Below are 14,326 nucleotides of genomic sequence, written 5' to 3'. Positions count from 1 at the left end.
AAGGTAGCCCATCAGCTACCTTTTTCTTATGCTTCCTCAATCAAGCGGGTATGTTCTCTCTTAATGCAGCGATTCATCACGATGTCATCACATCCACCAGCACGCAAGATTTCTTCCGCTTCTAAACTTTCAAGTCCTAGCTGTGCCCAAAAAATCTTGGCATCAGCCTTAAGAAAATCACGCGCCACATCTGGCAAAAATTCACTGCGACGGTAAACATTGACAATATCTACAGGAAAAGGAATCTCAGCGAGACTAGCATAAGCCTTTTCACCCAAGATTTCTCCACCTGCCGCCTTGGGATTGACTGGGATAATTTTATAACCCCGAGCCTGCATTTCCTTAGTCACTCGATTGCTGGTTGTTTCCTCACGGTCTGACAAACCCACAACAGCAAGGGTTTTACTCGTTGCGAGATACTGACGAATCACGCCATCACTTGGATTGATAAATTCTTGACTCATAGAAATCCTCCTTTTTCATCAGTATAGCACAATTTGAAAAGGCTTGCATAATTCTACTACAAAAAAGGAGGACTAGCCCCTTTTTATTTAGCCTCATACCAGGTTGCCCCTTCATTTTCATCTGCAATAAGGGGAACACTGAGTTGAATGGCTTCTTCCATGGTTTGTTTGACCAATTTTTTCATCTCTGCCAGTTCTGATTTAGGAACTTCAAGGACGATTTCATCGTGCACTTGCAGAAGCATCTTGGTCTGATAGTCGCCTGCAACTAGAGCCTTGTCTAGCTGGATCATAGCAATCTTGAGAATATCTGCCGCCGACCCCTGGATAGGAGAGTTGATGGCTGTCCGCTCGGCAAAACCACGAATATTGAAGTTGCGCGAATTGATATCTGGCAACTCACGACGACGCTTGAAAAGTGTCTCCACATAGCCCTTATCACGCGCCTCACGCACTACTTCATCCATGTAGTTTTTAATACCTGGGAAGCGTTCAAAGTAGGTATCAATATAGGCTTTGGCTTCCTTACGGCTAATGCCTAAATTATTAGACAAACCAAAATCTGAAATCCCGTAAACCACTCCAAAGTTAACCGCCTTGGCATTGCGACGGTCGTTTGCAGTCACATCCTCAGGACGCTCAATGCCAAAGACCCGCATGGCTGTCGAAGTATGGATATCTGCCCCCTCTTGGAAGGCCTTAATCAAGTACTCATCCTTAGAGATATGCGCCAAAACGCGCAATTCAATCTGTGAATAGTCGGAGCTGAGCAGGACACTATCCTCCCACTCAGGCACAAAAGCCTTACGAATGAGACGCCCTTGATCCAAACGCACAGGAATATTTTGCAGGTTTGGATCCACACTAGACAGACGCCCAGTCTGGGTCAAATCCTGCACATAGCGAGTATGAATCTTGCCATCAGCCAAAATCCAGTCCTGCAAGCCAATTACATAAGTGGATTGAATCTTGGCAATCTGACGGTAGTCAAGGATTTTCTTAACAATCGGAGCAATAGGAGCCAAACGCTCCAAGACATCCACCGCTGTCGAATAACCTGTCTTGGTTTTCTTAGTGTATTCTAGAGGAAGTCCCAATTTTTCAAAGAGAAGTACGCCCAACTGCTTAGGCGAGTTGATATTAAACTCCTCACCAGCCAGTTCGTAAATCTCTTGAGTGAGTTTTTCAATGACAAGCTCATTTTCAGCCTGCATTTCAAGCAAGGTCTCTTTTTTAACCTTAATCCCAGCAATTTCCATCTTGGCAAGGACAAAAGCCAGAGGTTGCTCCATATCATAAAGAAGCTCTGATTGTCCATTTTCGCTGAGTTTTTCAAGCAAAACAGGCTCTGTTTCAACCAAAACAGCAAGCTTACGAGCCAAGTGTTCCAAGAATTTCTCGCGTTCAGGAATGGCTCTCTTGACCCCCTTACCATAGAAAGTCTCATCATCGACCAAATAAGTCTGACCATAAAGACTAGCAATAGTCGCAATTTCATTGTCCTCCACAGTCGAAAGGAGGTATTTAGCCAAACGGCTATCAAAGGCAGGAGCCTGCAAATCCACACCAAAACGATTCAAGAGAACTTTAGCCTTCTTAAAGTCATAAACTCTCAGAGATGTTTTTTCTAAAAAGTCCTTGAAAATCGGCTCTTGCAAAAGCTCAAGCTTGTCTGTGGCATAGAGCTTATCTCCACAAGACCAAGCAAAACCAACCAAATCATCCGTATGGTAATTCTCACCAAAAAGCTCAAAATGGAAGATAGACTCTTCACTCAGCATATCTTGACTGACTTGGTTAACAATAGTAAAATCCAAACTCTCAGTCACATCAGCTGACGACACATTTAAAGCCTGCTTGAGCTGTTTGAAGCCCATCTCATCGTAGAATTTTCCAAGATTTTCCACATCTGGACCACTATAGACCAAATCCTTCAAACCAATCTCAATCGGTGCCTTGGTATCAATGGTCGCCAGTGTTTTAGACAAAAAGGCCTGTTCCTTATCATTGATAAGATTTTCCTTCATCTTAGAAGCCTTCATCCCATCGATATTCTCATAAATCCCCTCGAGTGAGCCATGCTCCAGCAAGAGCTTGATACCCGTCTTTTCACCGATTTTGGTCACCCCAGGGATATTATCCGACTTATCACCCATAAGCGCCTTGAGATCAATAAACTGCGTCGGTGTAATGCCCATCTTTTCCATAAGATATTCTGGCGTAAAGGCCTCAAACTCAGCCACACCTTTCTTGGAAATTTCAACCACCGTATGCTCATCCGTCAGCTGAATCAAGTCCTTGTCCCCACTGACAATGGTAATATCAAAACCATCCTGCTCAGCTAACTTATCCAGCGTCCCAATGATGTCATCCGCCTCATACTGAGCCAACTCATAATGGCGAATTCCCATATGATCCAGCAACTCACGAATGAAAGGAAATTGCTCACGAAACTCATCAGGAGTCTTAGCTCGACCACCCTTATAGTCCGCATACATCTCTGTACGGAAGGTCGTCTTTCCCGCATCAAAAGCCACCAAAATATGACTAGGCTCAATCCGTTCCAATAAATGACTTAACATCAACTGAAAGCCATAAATGGCATTGGTATGAAAACCAGCCGCATTCTTAAAACGGTCCAACTGTTGATAGAGCGCAAAAAACGCCCGAAAAGCAACAGAAGACCCATCAATCAATAATAATTTTTTCTTATCCATACACCCATTATAAAGGAAAGCAGGGAAAAATACCATTAGGAAGAGCCAAACCCAATATTTTTCAAACTTTTGGGGTAACTTCTCAAAGTAACTTCCACTTGCCTAACCAAAGTGGAAATTAGTCTAAAACGGATTTTTATGGTGGAATTAAGTATGAGACGTTTGAGTTAGAAATGAGGTCTACTATGACAAAACATAAACACCTTACCCTTTCAGACCGTAATGATATCCAACTAGGCTTAGAGCGCGGTGAAACCTTCAAAGCTATCGGACAATCCATTCTAAAAGACCCAACTACTGTTTCCAAAGAAGTCAAACGAAACAGACAAGTCCGAGAGTCTACATGCGATAACCTTCCTTGCCCTCTACTCGACAAAGCTCCCTTTGTCTGTAATGGATGCCCTAAAAGAAGACAGAATTGTGGCTATAAAAAGATCTTCTACCTCGCTAAACAAGCTCAAAAACAATACGAACAAACTCTTGTCGAAGCTCGTGAAGGAACTCCCCTCAATTCCAAGACCTTCTGGGAAATGGACAAAGTCATTTCTGATGGGGTTAAAAAGGTACAACACATCTATCATATCCTCAAAACTCATAACCTTGATGTCAGCTCCTCAACCGTCTATCGGCACATCCGAAAAGGATACCTATCTATCGCTCCTATTGACCTAGCCAGAGCCGTTAAATTCAAAGAAAGACGGAAAAGTAAACTACCTTCCATCCCTAAAGAAGCTAAAAAAGGACGTTCCTATGAAGATTTCCTAAATTATTTATCACTGAATCAACTAGACTCTTGGCTGGAAATGGATACGGTTATGGGCAGAATGGGAGGTAAAGTCCTACTCACCTTCAATTTATCTTTCTGTAACTTTATCTTCGCTAGGCTTCTGGATAATAAAACTGCCCTTGAGGTTACCAAACACCTCTATGACATCAAGAACACTCTTCACCAAGCTGACAAAGATTTCTTCCAACTCTTCCCTGTCATCCTGACAGATAATGGTAGAGAGTTTGCCAGGGTCGATGATATCGAAATGGATGTGCGAGGAGAGTGTAAACTCTTCTTTTGTGACCCTAATCGCTCTGACCAGAAAGGGAGAATTGAGAAAAATCACACACTGATTCGCGACATTCTACCTAAGGGAACTTCCTTTGACAACTTAACTCAAGAGGACATCAATCTCGTTTGTTCTCATATCAACAGCGTCAAACGTGCTGCTTTGAATGGAAAGTCAGCCTATGAGCTCTTTGCATTTACCTATGGAGAAGAAATTCCTAAACTTCTCGGCATTTCTAAAATACCTGCAGAAGACGTCTGTCAGTCGTCTACATTACTCCAACATAAGTTCTAAAGGCTAACCTTTAACCGCATTCAAACGTCTCACACTAACTTCCACCATAGCGGAACTTAATCTGAAACGCTTTCAGATGAGGGGATTTTGTGCGCTCTTTTTTTCGATTCATTTTGGTTACAAAAGCAATAAAATCAAGCATTAGTAAAACCAATGGAACTTACCCTGACACGGATTTCCACTGGTTTTTAGGATCTTTATCAGACTAACTTCCACTTGGATTAACGGTGGAAGTTAGTTTGGGAATTTACCAAAATATTGGAGAAAATAGTACAAACTTTAAATGTTGAACTCTAATAACTTATAAAAGCTAACTTATTTCAATCAAACGAACAATAATCCTTTATATTTCCGACTATTCGAATCATTACCAGCTGGCAACATCTGAAGTCAGAAGGACTTGACGAACTAGATTTGCTAAACCTACTTTTACTCCTCTTCAATACCATCTGGACGACCACGTTCTAAGCCTTTTTCTTCAGCTCGTTCCAAGGCATAGTTCTGTGCTAACAAGGCTTGTTCTTCGCGCATACGTAGTTGACTAAACATCTTCCTGTCATCCTCAGACCAAGTAGTTGGTCTGCTTGGCTGATGGCTCGCTCGGGTTGCTGGGTAAAGGGTTTGTTCCCGAAAAACTCCAACCACGGTTTGCGAACGCTATCCTTGCTGGTTTCTCTATATTTTTTTAGTTCTAAGAACGCCATCTTGACTAGATGGTTTTCCTGACCGTTGTTTGTGATGGTTAAGATCTCACCTGTCGTGTCCTCTCGCATACTAAAGCTATGAAAAGCCAAATCATCTGAGAAGTAATTGCTATCCACAATGGCGATAGCGTATACTGGTGCGATGTGTTTGTAACTCTGATGAGTATTTCCTTCTTGCTGGCAAATTTTTTCTAGATTTTGATTGACCTGACTGCACAGGTAAGCCCACAGGCGATTGATGAAAAATTCTGATGATGAACTTGAATCTCAATAATTACCTGAGTGCCATTGTCCAACTCCGCCAAGACATCAATACTTGTATAGAAATCTTGTGCTGAATAGGGTAGAGAAGGCAAGACATGAATATTACTTCCCTCCAAAATGGTCACATTTTTTGCTGGTAAATCCAGCATATCGCGAATAAATTGACAAGTGATTTCCGGATTACTAAAGATTTTCTTAGCAACCAAATCATTGGTTGGGCTGATGCCCGGATGTCTTAAAATCATCCTTTTCCTCCTTTTATTATACCACAGTTTTAAATCTAGGTTTCCTAGATTCACTGTTACTATCTATTTATTCGGAAAAGAGACGAAAAAAAACCTGAGAATTATCTCAGGCTTGGTCATTAAATCTTTTTCTCAATACTGAAAAGTGGAGAAAGTGGGCGTTTTTCATGAATACGCACGATAGCATCTCCCAAAAGATGAGCGATTGAAATCTGCTCAATCTTATCAATCAAACGCTCTTCTGGCAGATAGATGGTATCCAACACAACCAATTTCTTAATAGCTGATTTTTGGATATTGTCCATAGCAGGACCAGATAGAACTGGGTGCGTACAGCTTGCATAGACTTCAACAGCACCAGCTTCTGCAAGGGCATCTGCAGCGTGACAAATCGTTCCAGCTGTATCAATCATATCATCAATCAAGATACAAGTCTTGCCTTCGACCTTACCGATGATGTTCATGACTTCACTAGTATTCATCTTATCAACGCTACGACGTTTATCAATGATAGCGATAGATGTTTTCAAAAACTCTGCCAACTTACGAGCACGAGTCACCCCTCCATGGTCTGGGCTGACAACCACATAGTCAGAACCAACCATGCCACGACGCTCAAAATAATCCGCAATCAGAGGAGCTCCCATCAAATGATCCACAGGAATATCAAAGAACCCTTGAATCTGCGCAGCATGCAAGTCGATGGTCAATAAACGATCTACTCCAGCTACTTCAAGCATATTTGCGACAAGTTTTGAAGTGATTGGCTCACGCGCTCTCGCCTTTCTATCCTGACGTGCATACCCATAGTAAGGCATAACAACATTGACAGATTCTGCACTCGCACGCTTCAAAGCATCTACCATAATCAAAATTTCAAGCAGATTGTCATTTACAGGCGAACTAGTTGATTGTAGGATAAAGACGTGTTTCCCACGGATTGATTCTTCAATGTTGACCTGAATCTCTCCATCTGAAAATTGACGAACACTTGATTTCCCCAACTCTATCCCAATCTCCTGCGCCACACGTTTTGCCAATTCTTGATTAGAAGAAAGGGCAAACAGCTTTAAATCAGAAAAAGACATGATTTCCTCCGGTATATATGTATCGCTTGTGCTTTTCACAAGATTTTTCCATCTACCATTGTAGCGCTTTTTGCACTATTTTTCAATCAAAAATAAAAGAAGGGCACCATATTTGTACCCTTGCATCATTCTTTTGAAAAATATTCTAGTTCATCAACTCATTGTGCTTCTCAACAAAGCGATAAGCCTGATAAAAACCATAAAGAGTAATAGCCGTAACCACTGGAATCGCTAAAGGCAACTCTGTCTCCAATTCAACAAAAGGAGAGTTAAATAAGAAGTGAGTTCCCAAGGCTAAACCTAGGAAAATAAACCCCTGTTTCTTGCCAACCTTCTGCCCTTTATAGGCTCTGTAAAGCAAGTAAACACCTACTACAGCCAAACCTGAAAAAGTCCAGTGAGAGGCAATTCCTGAGATGATACGCTCTAAAATTCGCGAAATAGTAAAGTCAAAACCCTCTGGTAAATCCGTACGAATGTAGCCAATATCCTCAATCATTTGGAATCCCAAACCAGAAGCAATCCCTAGTAAAAACAAAGATTTTAATTTTCGCACAGGAATCAAAGCTAAAACAAAGACAAGTGGCAATAATTTCAAGGGTTCTTCTACCAAAGGAGCCACAATCGCACTTTCAAAGGCATTTAAAAATGCACTATCTGGGAAAAGAACCCCCAGCAAATCATAGATATAGGTATTAGCAAAACTAGACAACCATCCTGAGAAGAACATCCCTCCCAATAAAGACAGAATCAAGGCCTTCTTTGGCAATTCCCATTTTTTCCCAAAACGGAAAAGGAAATAAAGAGCCGGAATCATGTAAAAGAGAGCTAGAAAGATAGAAACTCCCATTAGTCCATATTCCGCAGCTGACATCGAACCGTCCGTATAGTAGATAGTTTCATACTGCAAACCAATACATAGCAATAAAATAAAAATAAATAAAATACTGTTTTTCTTCATACACTTTCTTTCTAAATAAAGTATTTACAATTCTACGACTGTCATACTTCCTGTATCCACATCGTAAATAGCACCAGAAATAATGACATCATCTGGTATTAGGGGAGACTCGATAAGGAGTTGCATATCCTCGCGTACACTCTCCTCTATATCCTGGAAGGGCAAAAAGTCCTGATCTGACACATCGACACCTAGTTCCTCTTTTAAATACTCCTGAAAAGGACCATTTTCAAAGGTCTGAGCACCACAGTCTGTATGGTGCAATACCACAATCTCTCTTGTCCCCATTTGTTGCTGGGAAATAACTAGCGAACGAATCATGTCTTCTGTCACTCGACCACCTGCATTCCGCAAGATATGAGCATCCCCAAGTGCTAATCCCAAAGCTTGAGCAACGTGCAGACGTGAGTCCATACAGGTCACAATGGCTACTCTAGTTTTGGGTTTAAGTGGCAGATTTAACTGCCCATGTAGGGCAACATAAGCCTGATTGGCTTGCATAAACTGTTCAAAATACGACACGATTCCCTCCTCGAAAATTTGATAGTCAAATATTTCTCCTATCTTATCATTTTTAAGAAGATTTGTCACGGATTATGCAAAGACCTTTTTCAAAACTTCCTGAATCGTTGTCACTCCAATAACCTGAATTTCCTTAGGCGGAGTGATTCCTGTCAAGGAATTCTTAGGTACATAAATCTTAGTAAAACCCAGTTTAGCAGCTTCATTGATGCGCTGCTCAATACGATTCACGCGCCGAATCTCTCCCGTCAAGCCAAGTTCTCCTACAAAACATTCCTGAGGATTAGTTGGCTTGTCTTTATAGCTCGAAGCAATGGCAACCGCAACGGCCAAGTCTATCGCAGGTTCATCCAATTTGACACCGCCAGCAGATTTAAGATAAGCATCCTGATTTTGCAAGAGAAGACCTGCCCGTTTTTCCAAAACAGCCATAATCAAGCTAGCACGATTAAAATCAAGTCCTGTCGTAGTACGCTTGGCATTTCCAAACATGGTAGGTGTCACCAAAGCCTGAACCTCCGCCAAAATCGGACGCGTCCCTTCCATGGTCACAACGATTGATGAACCAGTCGCCCCATCCAAACGCTCTTCTAGGAAAACTTGACTCGGATTGAGTACCTCAACCAATCCGCCTGACTGCATCTCAAAAATCCCAATCTCATTAGTGGAGCCAAAACGGTTTTTGACCGCTCTCAAAATACGAAAGGTATGGTGGCGCTCTCCTTCAAAGTAAAGCACTGTATCCACCATATGCTCCAACATTCTCGGCCCAGCTAAGGTTCCTTCCTTGGTCACATGGCCTACGATAAAAATAGCAATATTGTTGGTCTTAGCCAACTGCATAAGCTCAGCGGTTACCTCACGCACTTGAGAAACAGATCCCTGTACCCCTGAAATCTCAGGAGACATGATGGTTTGAATGGAGTCGATGATGAGAAAGTCTGGCTGAATTCTTTCTACCTCTGCGCGAACACTCTGCATATTGGTCTCTGCATAGAGATAAAACTCGCTATCAATATCTCCCAAGCGCTCTGCTCGTAGCTTAATTTGCTGGGCAGACTCCTCCCCACTGACATAGAGAACTGTCCCCACTTGGGACAACTGGGTTGAGACTTGTAGGAGAAGCGTTGACTTCCCAATCCCAGGATCCCCACCTATGAGTACGAGACTTCCTGGTACCACTCCGCCTCCAAGTACACGGTTAAATTCCTCCATCTCCGTCTTGGTTCGATTGACGTTGATTGACGTCACCTCAGCCAGTTTCATGGGCTTGGTTTTCTCACCTGTCAAGGACACACGCGCATTCTTGACCTCGGCAACCTCAACCTCTTCTACAAAAGAAGACCAAGACCCACAGTTGGGACAACGCCCCAGATATTTAGGGGAATTATAGCCACAATTTTGACATACAAATGTCGCTTTTTTCTTTGCGATAATAAACCTCTTTCTATATTTCTAACTCACACTCAATCACTTGGCAAAAATCAATCTTCTCATTTGGCACAAACTGACGCATGAGCATTCGATGAGCAACAACTACCACAGTCTGATGTTCTCGATACTTAGACATACATTCTAGAAACCGAGACTTCATCTCCGCAGCTGTCTCATATTGAATAGGACTATTAGGAAGTAATTCCCCCTTATTTTCTAGAAACATAGTACGAGCTTTTTCAAAATTATCTGTGCCACTTTCATAGACCTGCCATTCATGCAATAATGGCTCTACTCTCAAAGGAAGTCCCGTAGTACAAACTACATAAGAAGCCGTTTCTAAAGCTCTTGTGACTGCAGAAGATACGATTATTTCAGCTGACGAGAGTAAAGAATTTTTGCTCAGTTCCTGAGCCTGCTGCCGTCCCTTCTCAGACAAGGGCGCCAAATCTATCCCAAAACCCGTATAAGAACGCTCCTCTAACTCACGGTAATCTGGCTCCCCGTGACGTACAAAGATAATCTTCATTCTAGTGCCCTGTTGAACCAAATCCACCAGTTCGAACGCCATCAGCCGCATCTCCATCTGCAATTAAGAAAGGAGCAAAGACAGCCTGGACCACACGTTCCCCAACTTTGAGAATCACTTCTTGGTCTGTGATATTCTTCATCTGCGCAAAAATATGCCCTTCATTTCCAGGATTTCCATAATAATCCCCATCAATGACACCAACCGAGTTAATCAAGACCAGACCCTTCTTACGAGGATTTGAAGAACGATCATAAAGGTAAAGAACCTCAGTCGGCTGCATATAAGCCTTAACCCCTGTCGGAACCAAGACAATCTCTCCTGGCGCAATAACCGTACGCACAGCAACCTTTAAGTCGTAACCAGCCGCATGCGCCGTCTCACGCTTCGGCAATAAATTTTCATCTGTAAAAGTCGAAACCAATTCAAAACCACGAATTTTCATCATCTTCTCTTTTCTATTATCATTTATTCTAGATTATTCTATCTTATTTATTCGGAAAAAGCACGAAAAAAAGAGCACACAATTCAAATCGCTTAGGGCTGCTGGATTCCTCCCCTGACCCGCTTCACGCAGAACTGTTGCTCCATTATTAATTATATCACATTCCTATTCATTTTAAAAGCAAAATTATTTTTTCCGTCTATTTCTAAAAAAGTCCTGCATAATAGCTGCGCATTCATCTTCCAAAATTCCCGTTTCAACATCCACACGATGATTGAGACGCTCATCTGTCAAGATATCGTACAAACTCCCAGCAGCGCCAAATTTCTGGTTTTTAGCCCCATAGACCACGTTTGGAATACGGGCGAGTCCAATCGCCCCACTACACATGACACACGGCTCAATGGTCACAAAAAGCGTACAATCAAGCAAGCGCCAGCTCTCCTCACTCAGGTTCGCATTCTCTATGGCCATAATCTCCGCATGCATAACCGCTCGCTGCAACTCCTCACGTGCATTATGCCCACGACCAATGATTTCTCCGTCCTTGACAATCACACAACCAATTGGAATTTCATCGTGTTCAAGAGCAATCTCAGCCTCTCTCAAAGCTTCCCTCATAAAGACTTCTTTTTCTTCAACTGTATAATTCATCAATTTCCCTTTTCCTACTTATCGATTTTATTATTATATCATGAATCCCAAGACAAAAAAAGCCACCGAATGCGGTGACTTTATAGGGAGATTATTATGAAAAAGAAAAGTTTAGGATATTTGTTACAACAAGTTAGGAGGTCTTCTTGTAACTGTCTATAGTATACCCTACCTATCTTAAACAAATCTTAAAAATCTCTTAGGACCAAACACTTTCTAAAATATTTGTTTGTTCACGACCAGGACCTACTGAGAAAGTAGAAATACGAACGCCAACCAATTCACTCACACGACGAACATAGTTACGCGCATTCTCAGGAAGATCTTCCAAATTACGAACTCCGGTAATATCTTCTGACCAACCTGGCAACTCTTCATAGATAGGCTTGCAACGTTTCAATTGCTCAAGACTAGCTGGATAGTAGTCAATACGTTGACCATCAAGATCATAAGCCACACAGATTTTCACAGTATCTAAACCACTCAAAACATCGATAGAGTTCAATGAAAGATTAGTAATACCAGAAACACGACGACTATGACGCATTACAACTGAATCAAACCAACCCACACGACGTGGACGACCAGTTGTTGTACCATATTCATGACCTACTTCACGGATACGTTCTCCCACTTCATCAAACAACTCAGTTGGGAAAGGACCATCTCCTACACGACTCGTATAAGCTTTACATACACCTACAACCTTGTCAATCTTGCTTGGCCCGACACCTGAACCAATCGTAACACCACCAGCTACAGGGTTTGAAGACGTAACAAATGGATAGGTACCTTGGTCGATATCTAGCATAACACCTTGTGCACCTTCAAAAAGCACACGTTTACCATTATCAAGCGCATCATTCAAGATAACAGATGTGTCTGTCACATACTTCTTGATTTGTTGACCATATTCGTAATATTCTTCAAAAATATCATCGAAATCAATCGCTTTACTGTCATACAATTTTTCAAAAAAACGATTCTTTTCAGCAAGGTTACGCTCTAAACGCTCACGAAAAATATCTTTATCCAAAAGATCTGCGATACGAATCCCAACACGAGCAGCCTTGTCCATATAAGCTGGACCAATTCCCTTAATTGTAGTACCAATCTTATTGTCGCCCTTAGCTTCTTCTTGCAAGCGATCCAACTCGATATGATAAGGCAAAATGACATGCGCGCGATCAGAAATACGCAAGTTATCAGTTGTAACGCCTTCCTCATGAAGATAGCTCAACTCTTTCACAAGAGATTTAGGATTTACAACCATACCATTCCCAATAACAGAGATTTTTTCAGGGAAGAAAATTCCAGATGGAATCAAGTGCAACTTAAATTTCTTACCATCAATCACAATCGTGTGACCTGCATTATCACCACCTTGATAACGTGCAATCACTTCTGCATTCGCTGAAAGGAAGTCTGTAATCTTCCCTTTACCTTCATCACCCCATTGGGTACCTACAACAACAACTGAAGTCATAATTTTGTCTGAGCCCTCAGGCTCTTCCTTTCTCACATACATGGCAGGACTCTCACCTGCAATTATATCTTACAATTTATTATAAGAAAAAATCGCCTTTTTATCAAGAAGAAACAATAGAAAGATTTGCTATTTCCAACTATTAAAAAATGATTTAGAAAAAATTCCGACTATTTATCATTATTTTCCCACAAAAAGTTAAATTTGTTCGGAAATTAACTCATACTGTCTCAACAAGCAACAAAACCCTGTTTCATTATCAATTTTTCAAGATACAAACGATAAGAAACACGATAATGGTAAACGATAAAATCTCTGCGACAACAGATACCATATCGAACTAAATAATAAATCAAAAATTTAAAATGAAAATGGTCCCATTCCCAACTATTATCAAAGAAAGTAGCATACTCTTCTTCGATACTGTCATAGAAATCAGTCATCTGATTATAAATATTTTGTAGCATAAGCATACACTCCTTTACTTTTTATGATCTTATTCTAACAAAAAATTTTAATTAATCATTAATAATTCCTGAATTGTTAAAATACCAACCTCAACAGGATAAAAAATAGGAAAAGTTGACAGAATAGAAATAAATTTACTACCTAAATTAGACTTTGATAAAAACCTTATTGACTACGTTAAATACTAAAAGAGACTGAGGAAAAAATCTTAAAATAAGAAAAACGCATTATCAGATATTCAAATCTATGTAATCTTGCATTATCTATAATAGCTGATGGTATGCTTAATGTCTGTATAGTCGCTTAGTTTAAAATGCGCATGTTATAATAAAGCTATGCATATCTAGTAGAGTGAAATAAGAGATGAACAAATCGATTAGGAAAGTCAAATTAATTTCTAGAAATATTTTTAGAAGTTGTAACATACTATCCTAGTTCCAATCTACTATATTGACGAAACGGGAATCGCCCCCTACCTCTTTGTAAAGTGGTTCAAAATGCAACTCCTACCTACTTTGAAGAGACTTCATATTACAACTTACAACGCTAAATTAGAAGCGACTAATAATCTCATTAAACTTATCAAGCGAAATGCCTTTGGATTTCGGAACTTTGAAAACTTCAAAAAAAGGATTTTTATCGCTCTGAATATCAAAAAAGAAAGGGCAAAATGTGTCCTTTCTCGATCTTAGCTTTTCTTCAACCCACTACAGTTGAAAAAGAGCCTAGATTATTAATTACATAACAAAAAAAGAGGTCAAAACCTCCTTTAATTAACTACTCCGCCAGTAGGACTCGAACCTACGACATCATGATTAACAGTCATGCGCTACTACCAACTGAGCTATGGCGGATTAAAGCTAAGCGACTTCCATATCTCACAGGGGGCAACCCCCAACTACTTCCGGCGTTCTAGGGCTTAACTTCTGTGTTCGGCATGGGTACAGGTGTATCTCCTAGGCTATCGTCACTTAACTCTGAGTAATACCTACT

General features: G+C 40.9%; 12 protein-coding genes, 1 tRNA gene, 1 rRNA gene, 1 other RNA gene and 2 pseudogenes. 2 read left to right on the top strand and 15 right to left on the bottom strand.

What is annotated here, in order from left to right:
- Window positions 1–26: 26 nt before the first annotated feature.
- Window positions 27–464: a CoA-binding protein gene (locus CYK16_RS09420; protein WP_000076477.1), complete on the bottom strand. Its 438-nt coding sequence runs from the start codon at window positions 462–464 to the stop codon at window positions 27–29.
- Window positions 465–547: 83 nt separating this feature from the next.
- The gene (gene polA, locus CYK16_RS09415) at window positions 548–3,181 is read right to left on the bottom strand and encodes a DNA polymerase I (protein ID WP_060805832.1); all 2,634 of its coding nucleotides are present in this window, start codon (window positions 3,179–3,181) and stop codon (window positions 548–550) included.
- Between the two features lie 185 nt (window positions 3,182–3,366).
- On the opposite strand from polA, the gene CYK16_RS09410 reads away from it, so the two are divergent.
- Window positions 3,367–4,533, top strand: a complete 1,167-nt coding sequence (locus CYK16_RS09410; RefSeq protein WP_101776943.1) for an IS30 family transposase — start codon at window positions 3,367–3,369, stop codon at window positions 4,531–4,533.
- 367 nt (window positions 4,534–4,900) lie between these two features.
- On the opposite strand, the pseudogene CYK16_RS10945 reads toward CYK16_RS09410, so the two are convergent.
- From CYK16_RS10945 to comW, 11 genes and pseudogenes are all read right to left on the bottom strand, one after another.
- A pseudogene (locus CYK16_RS10945) lies at window positions 4,901–5,746 on the bottom strand (Rpn family recombination-promoting nuclease/putative transposase).
- A gap of 119 nt (window positions 5,747–5,865) precedes the next feature.
- Window positions 5,866–6,834 carry a ribose-phosphate diphosphokinase gene (locus tag CYK16_RS09400; RefSeq protein WP_033682853.1) on the bottom strand — a complete coding sequence of 323 codons (969 nt, stop codon included), beginning with the start codon at window positions 6,832–6,834 and terminating at the stop codon, window positions 5,866–5,868.
- 145 nt (window positions 6,835–6,979) lie between these two features.
- Window positions 6,980–7,795, bottom strand: coding sequence for a PrsW family intramembrane metalloprotease (locus tag CYK16_RS09395; RefSeq protein ID WP_101776942.1), 816 nt, complete (start codon window positions 7,793–7,795; stop codon window positions 6,980–6,982).
- Window positions 7,796–7,819: 24 nt separating this feature from the next.
- On the bottom strand, window positions 7,820–8,317 hold the full coding sequence (locus CYK16_RS09390; RefSeq protein WP_004237611.1) for a beta-class carbonic anhydrase: 498 nt from the start codon (window positions 8,315–8,317) through the stop codon (window positions 7,820–7,822).
- Window positions 8,318–8,389: 72 nt separating this feature from the next.
- Window positions 8,390–9,751, bottom strand: a complete 1,362-nt coding sequence (gene radA, locus CYK16_RS09385) for a DNA repair protein RadA (protein WP_077804517.1) — start codon at window positions 9,749–9,751, stop codon at window positions 8,390–8,392.
- A 13-nt stretch (window positions 9,752–9,764) separates the two neighbouring features.
- Window positions 9,765–10,322, bottom strand: a complete 558-nt coding sequence (locus CYK16_RS09380; protein ID WP_180948763.1) for a histidine phosphatase family protein — start codon at window positions 10,320–10,322, stop codon at window positions 9,765–9,767.
- Window positions 10,282–10,725, bottom strand: a complete 444-nt coding sequence (locus CYK16_RS09375; protein ID WP_060805345.1) for a dUTP diphosphatase — start codon at window positions 10,723–10,725, stop codon at window positions 10,282–10,284. The genes CYK16_RS09380 and CYK16_RS09375 overlap by 41 nt, the downstream gene beginning before the upstream one ends.
- Before the next feature lie 55 nt (window positions 10,726–10,780).
- An RNA gene (ffs, locus tag CYK16_RS09370) (signal recognition particle sRNA small type) lies at window positions 10,781–10,879 on the bottom strand.
- Between the two features lie 32 nt (window positions 10,880–10,911).
- Entirely contained in the window at window positions 10,912–11,379 is a 468-nt protein-coding gene (tadA, locus tag CYK16_RS09365; RefSeq protein WP_001110110.1) for a tRNA adenosine(34) deaminase TadA, read from the bottom strand.
- A 199-nt stretch (window positions 11,380–11,578) separates the two neighbouring features.
- Complete coding sequence (locus CYK16_RS09360; protein WP_060805348.1) at window positions 11,579–12,865, bottom strand: adenylosuccinate synthase; 1,287 nt, start codon at window positions 12,863–12,865, stop codon at window positions 11,579–11,581.
- A 230-nt stretch (window positions 12,866–13,095) separates the two neighbouring features.
- Window positions 13,096–13,332 carry a sigma(X)-activator ComW gene (comW, locus tag CYK16_RS09355; RefSeq protein ID WP_060805346.1) on the bottom strand — a complete coding sequence of 79 codons (237 nt, stop codon included), beginning with the start codon at window positions 13,330–13,332 and terminating at the stop codon, window positions 13,096–13,098.
- 543 nt (window positions 13,333–13,875) lie between these two features.
- On the opposite strand from comW, the pseudogene CYK16_RS09350 reads away from it, so the two are divergent.
- A pseudogene (locus CYK16_RS09350) lies at window positions 13,876–14,025 on the top strand (transposase); the annotation flags it as partial.
- 88 nt (window positions 14,026–14,113) lie between these two features.
- On the opposite strand, the gene CYK16_RS09345 reads toward CYK16_RS09350, so the two are convergent.
- Together CYK16_RS09345 and rrf are read right to left on the bottom strand one after the other, a co-directional pair.
- A tRNA-Asn gene (locus tag CYK16_RS09345) sits at window positions 14,114–14,187 on the bottom strand.
- 5 nt (window positions 14,188–14,192) lie between these two features.
- Window positions 14,193–14,308, bottom strand: a 5S ribosomal RNA gene (rrf, locus tag CYK16_RS09340).
- Between the last annotated feature and the right edge of the window lie 18 nt (window positions 14,309–14,326).

The sequence above is a fragment of the Streptococcus oralis subsp. dentisani genome (genome assembly GCF_002860905.1).
Lineage (GTDB): Bacteria > Bacillota > Bacilli > Lactobacillales > Streptococcaceae > Streptococcus > Streptococcus oralis_BA.
The sequence above is the reverse complement of the archived record's forward strand: the minus strand, read 5'-3'. Positions and strand labels throughout refer to the sequence as shown.

Coding starts and splice junctions, on each gene's coding strand:
- CYK16_RS09380 (WP_180948763.1), bottom strand. CDS start 10,322: ATGGCGTTCGAACTGGTGGATTTGGTTCAACAGGGCACTAGAATGAAG.
- CYK16_RS09420 (WP_000076477.1), bottom strand. CDS start 464: ATGAGTCAAGAATTTATCAATCCAAGTGATGGCGTGATTCGTCAGTAT.
- CYK16_RS09360 (WP_060805348.1), bottom strand. CDS start 12,865: ATGACTTCAGTTGTTGTTGTAGGTACCCAATGGGGTGATGAAGGTAAA.
- polA (WP_060805832.1), bottom strand. CDS start 3,181: ATGGATAAGAAAAAATTATTATTGATTGATGGGTCTTCTGTTGCTTTT.
- CYK16_RS09400 (WP_033682853.1), bottom strand. CDS start 6,834: ATGTCTTTTTCTGATTTAAAGCTGTTTGCCCTTTCTTCTAATCAAGAA.
- CYK16_RS09395 (WP_101776942.1), bottom strand. CDS start 7,795: ATGAAGAAAAACAGTATTTTATTTATTTTTATTTTATTGCTATGTATT.
- comW (WP_060805346.1), bottom strand. CDS start 13,332: ATGCTACAAAATATTTATAATCAGATGACTGATTTCTATGACAGTATC.
- tadA (WP_001110110.1), bottom strand. CDS start 11,379: ATGAATTATACAGTTGAAGAAAAAGAAGTCTTTATGAGGGAAGCTTTG.
- CYK16_RS09410 (WP_101776943.1), top strand. CDS start 3,367: ATGACAAAACATAAACACCTTACCCTTTCAGACCGTAATGATATCCAA.
- CYK16_RS09375 (WP_060805345.1), bottom strand. CDS start 10,725: ATGAAAATTCGTGGTTTTGAATTGGTTTCGACTTTTACAGATGAAAAT.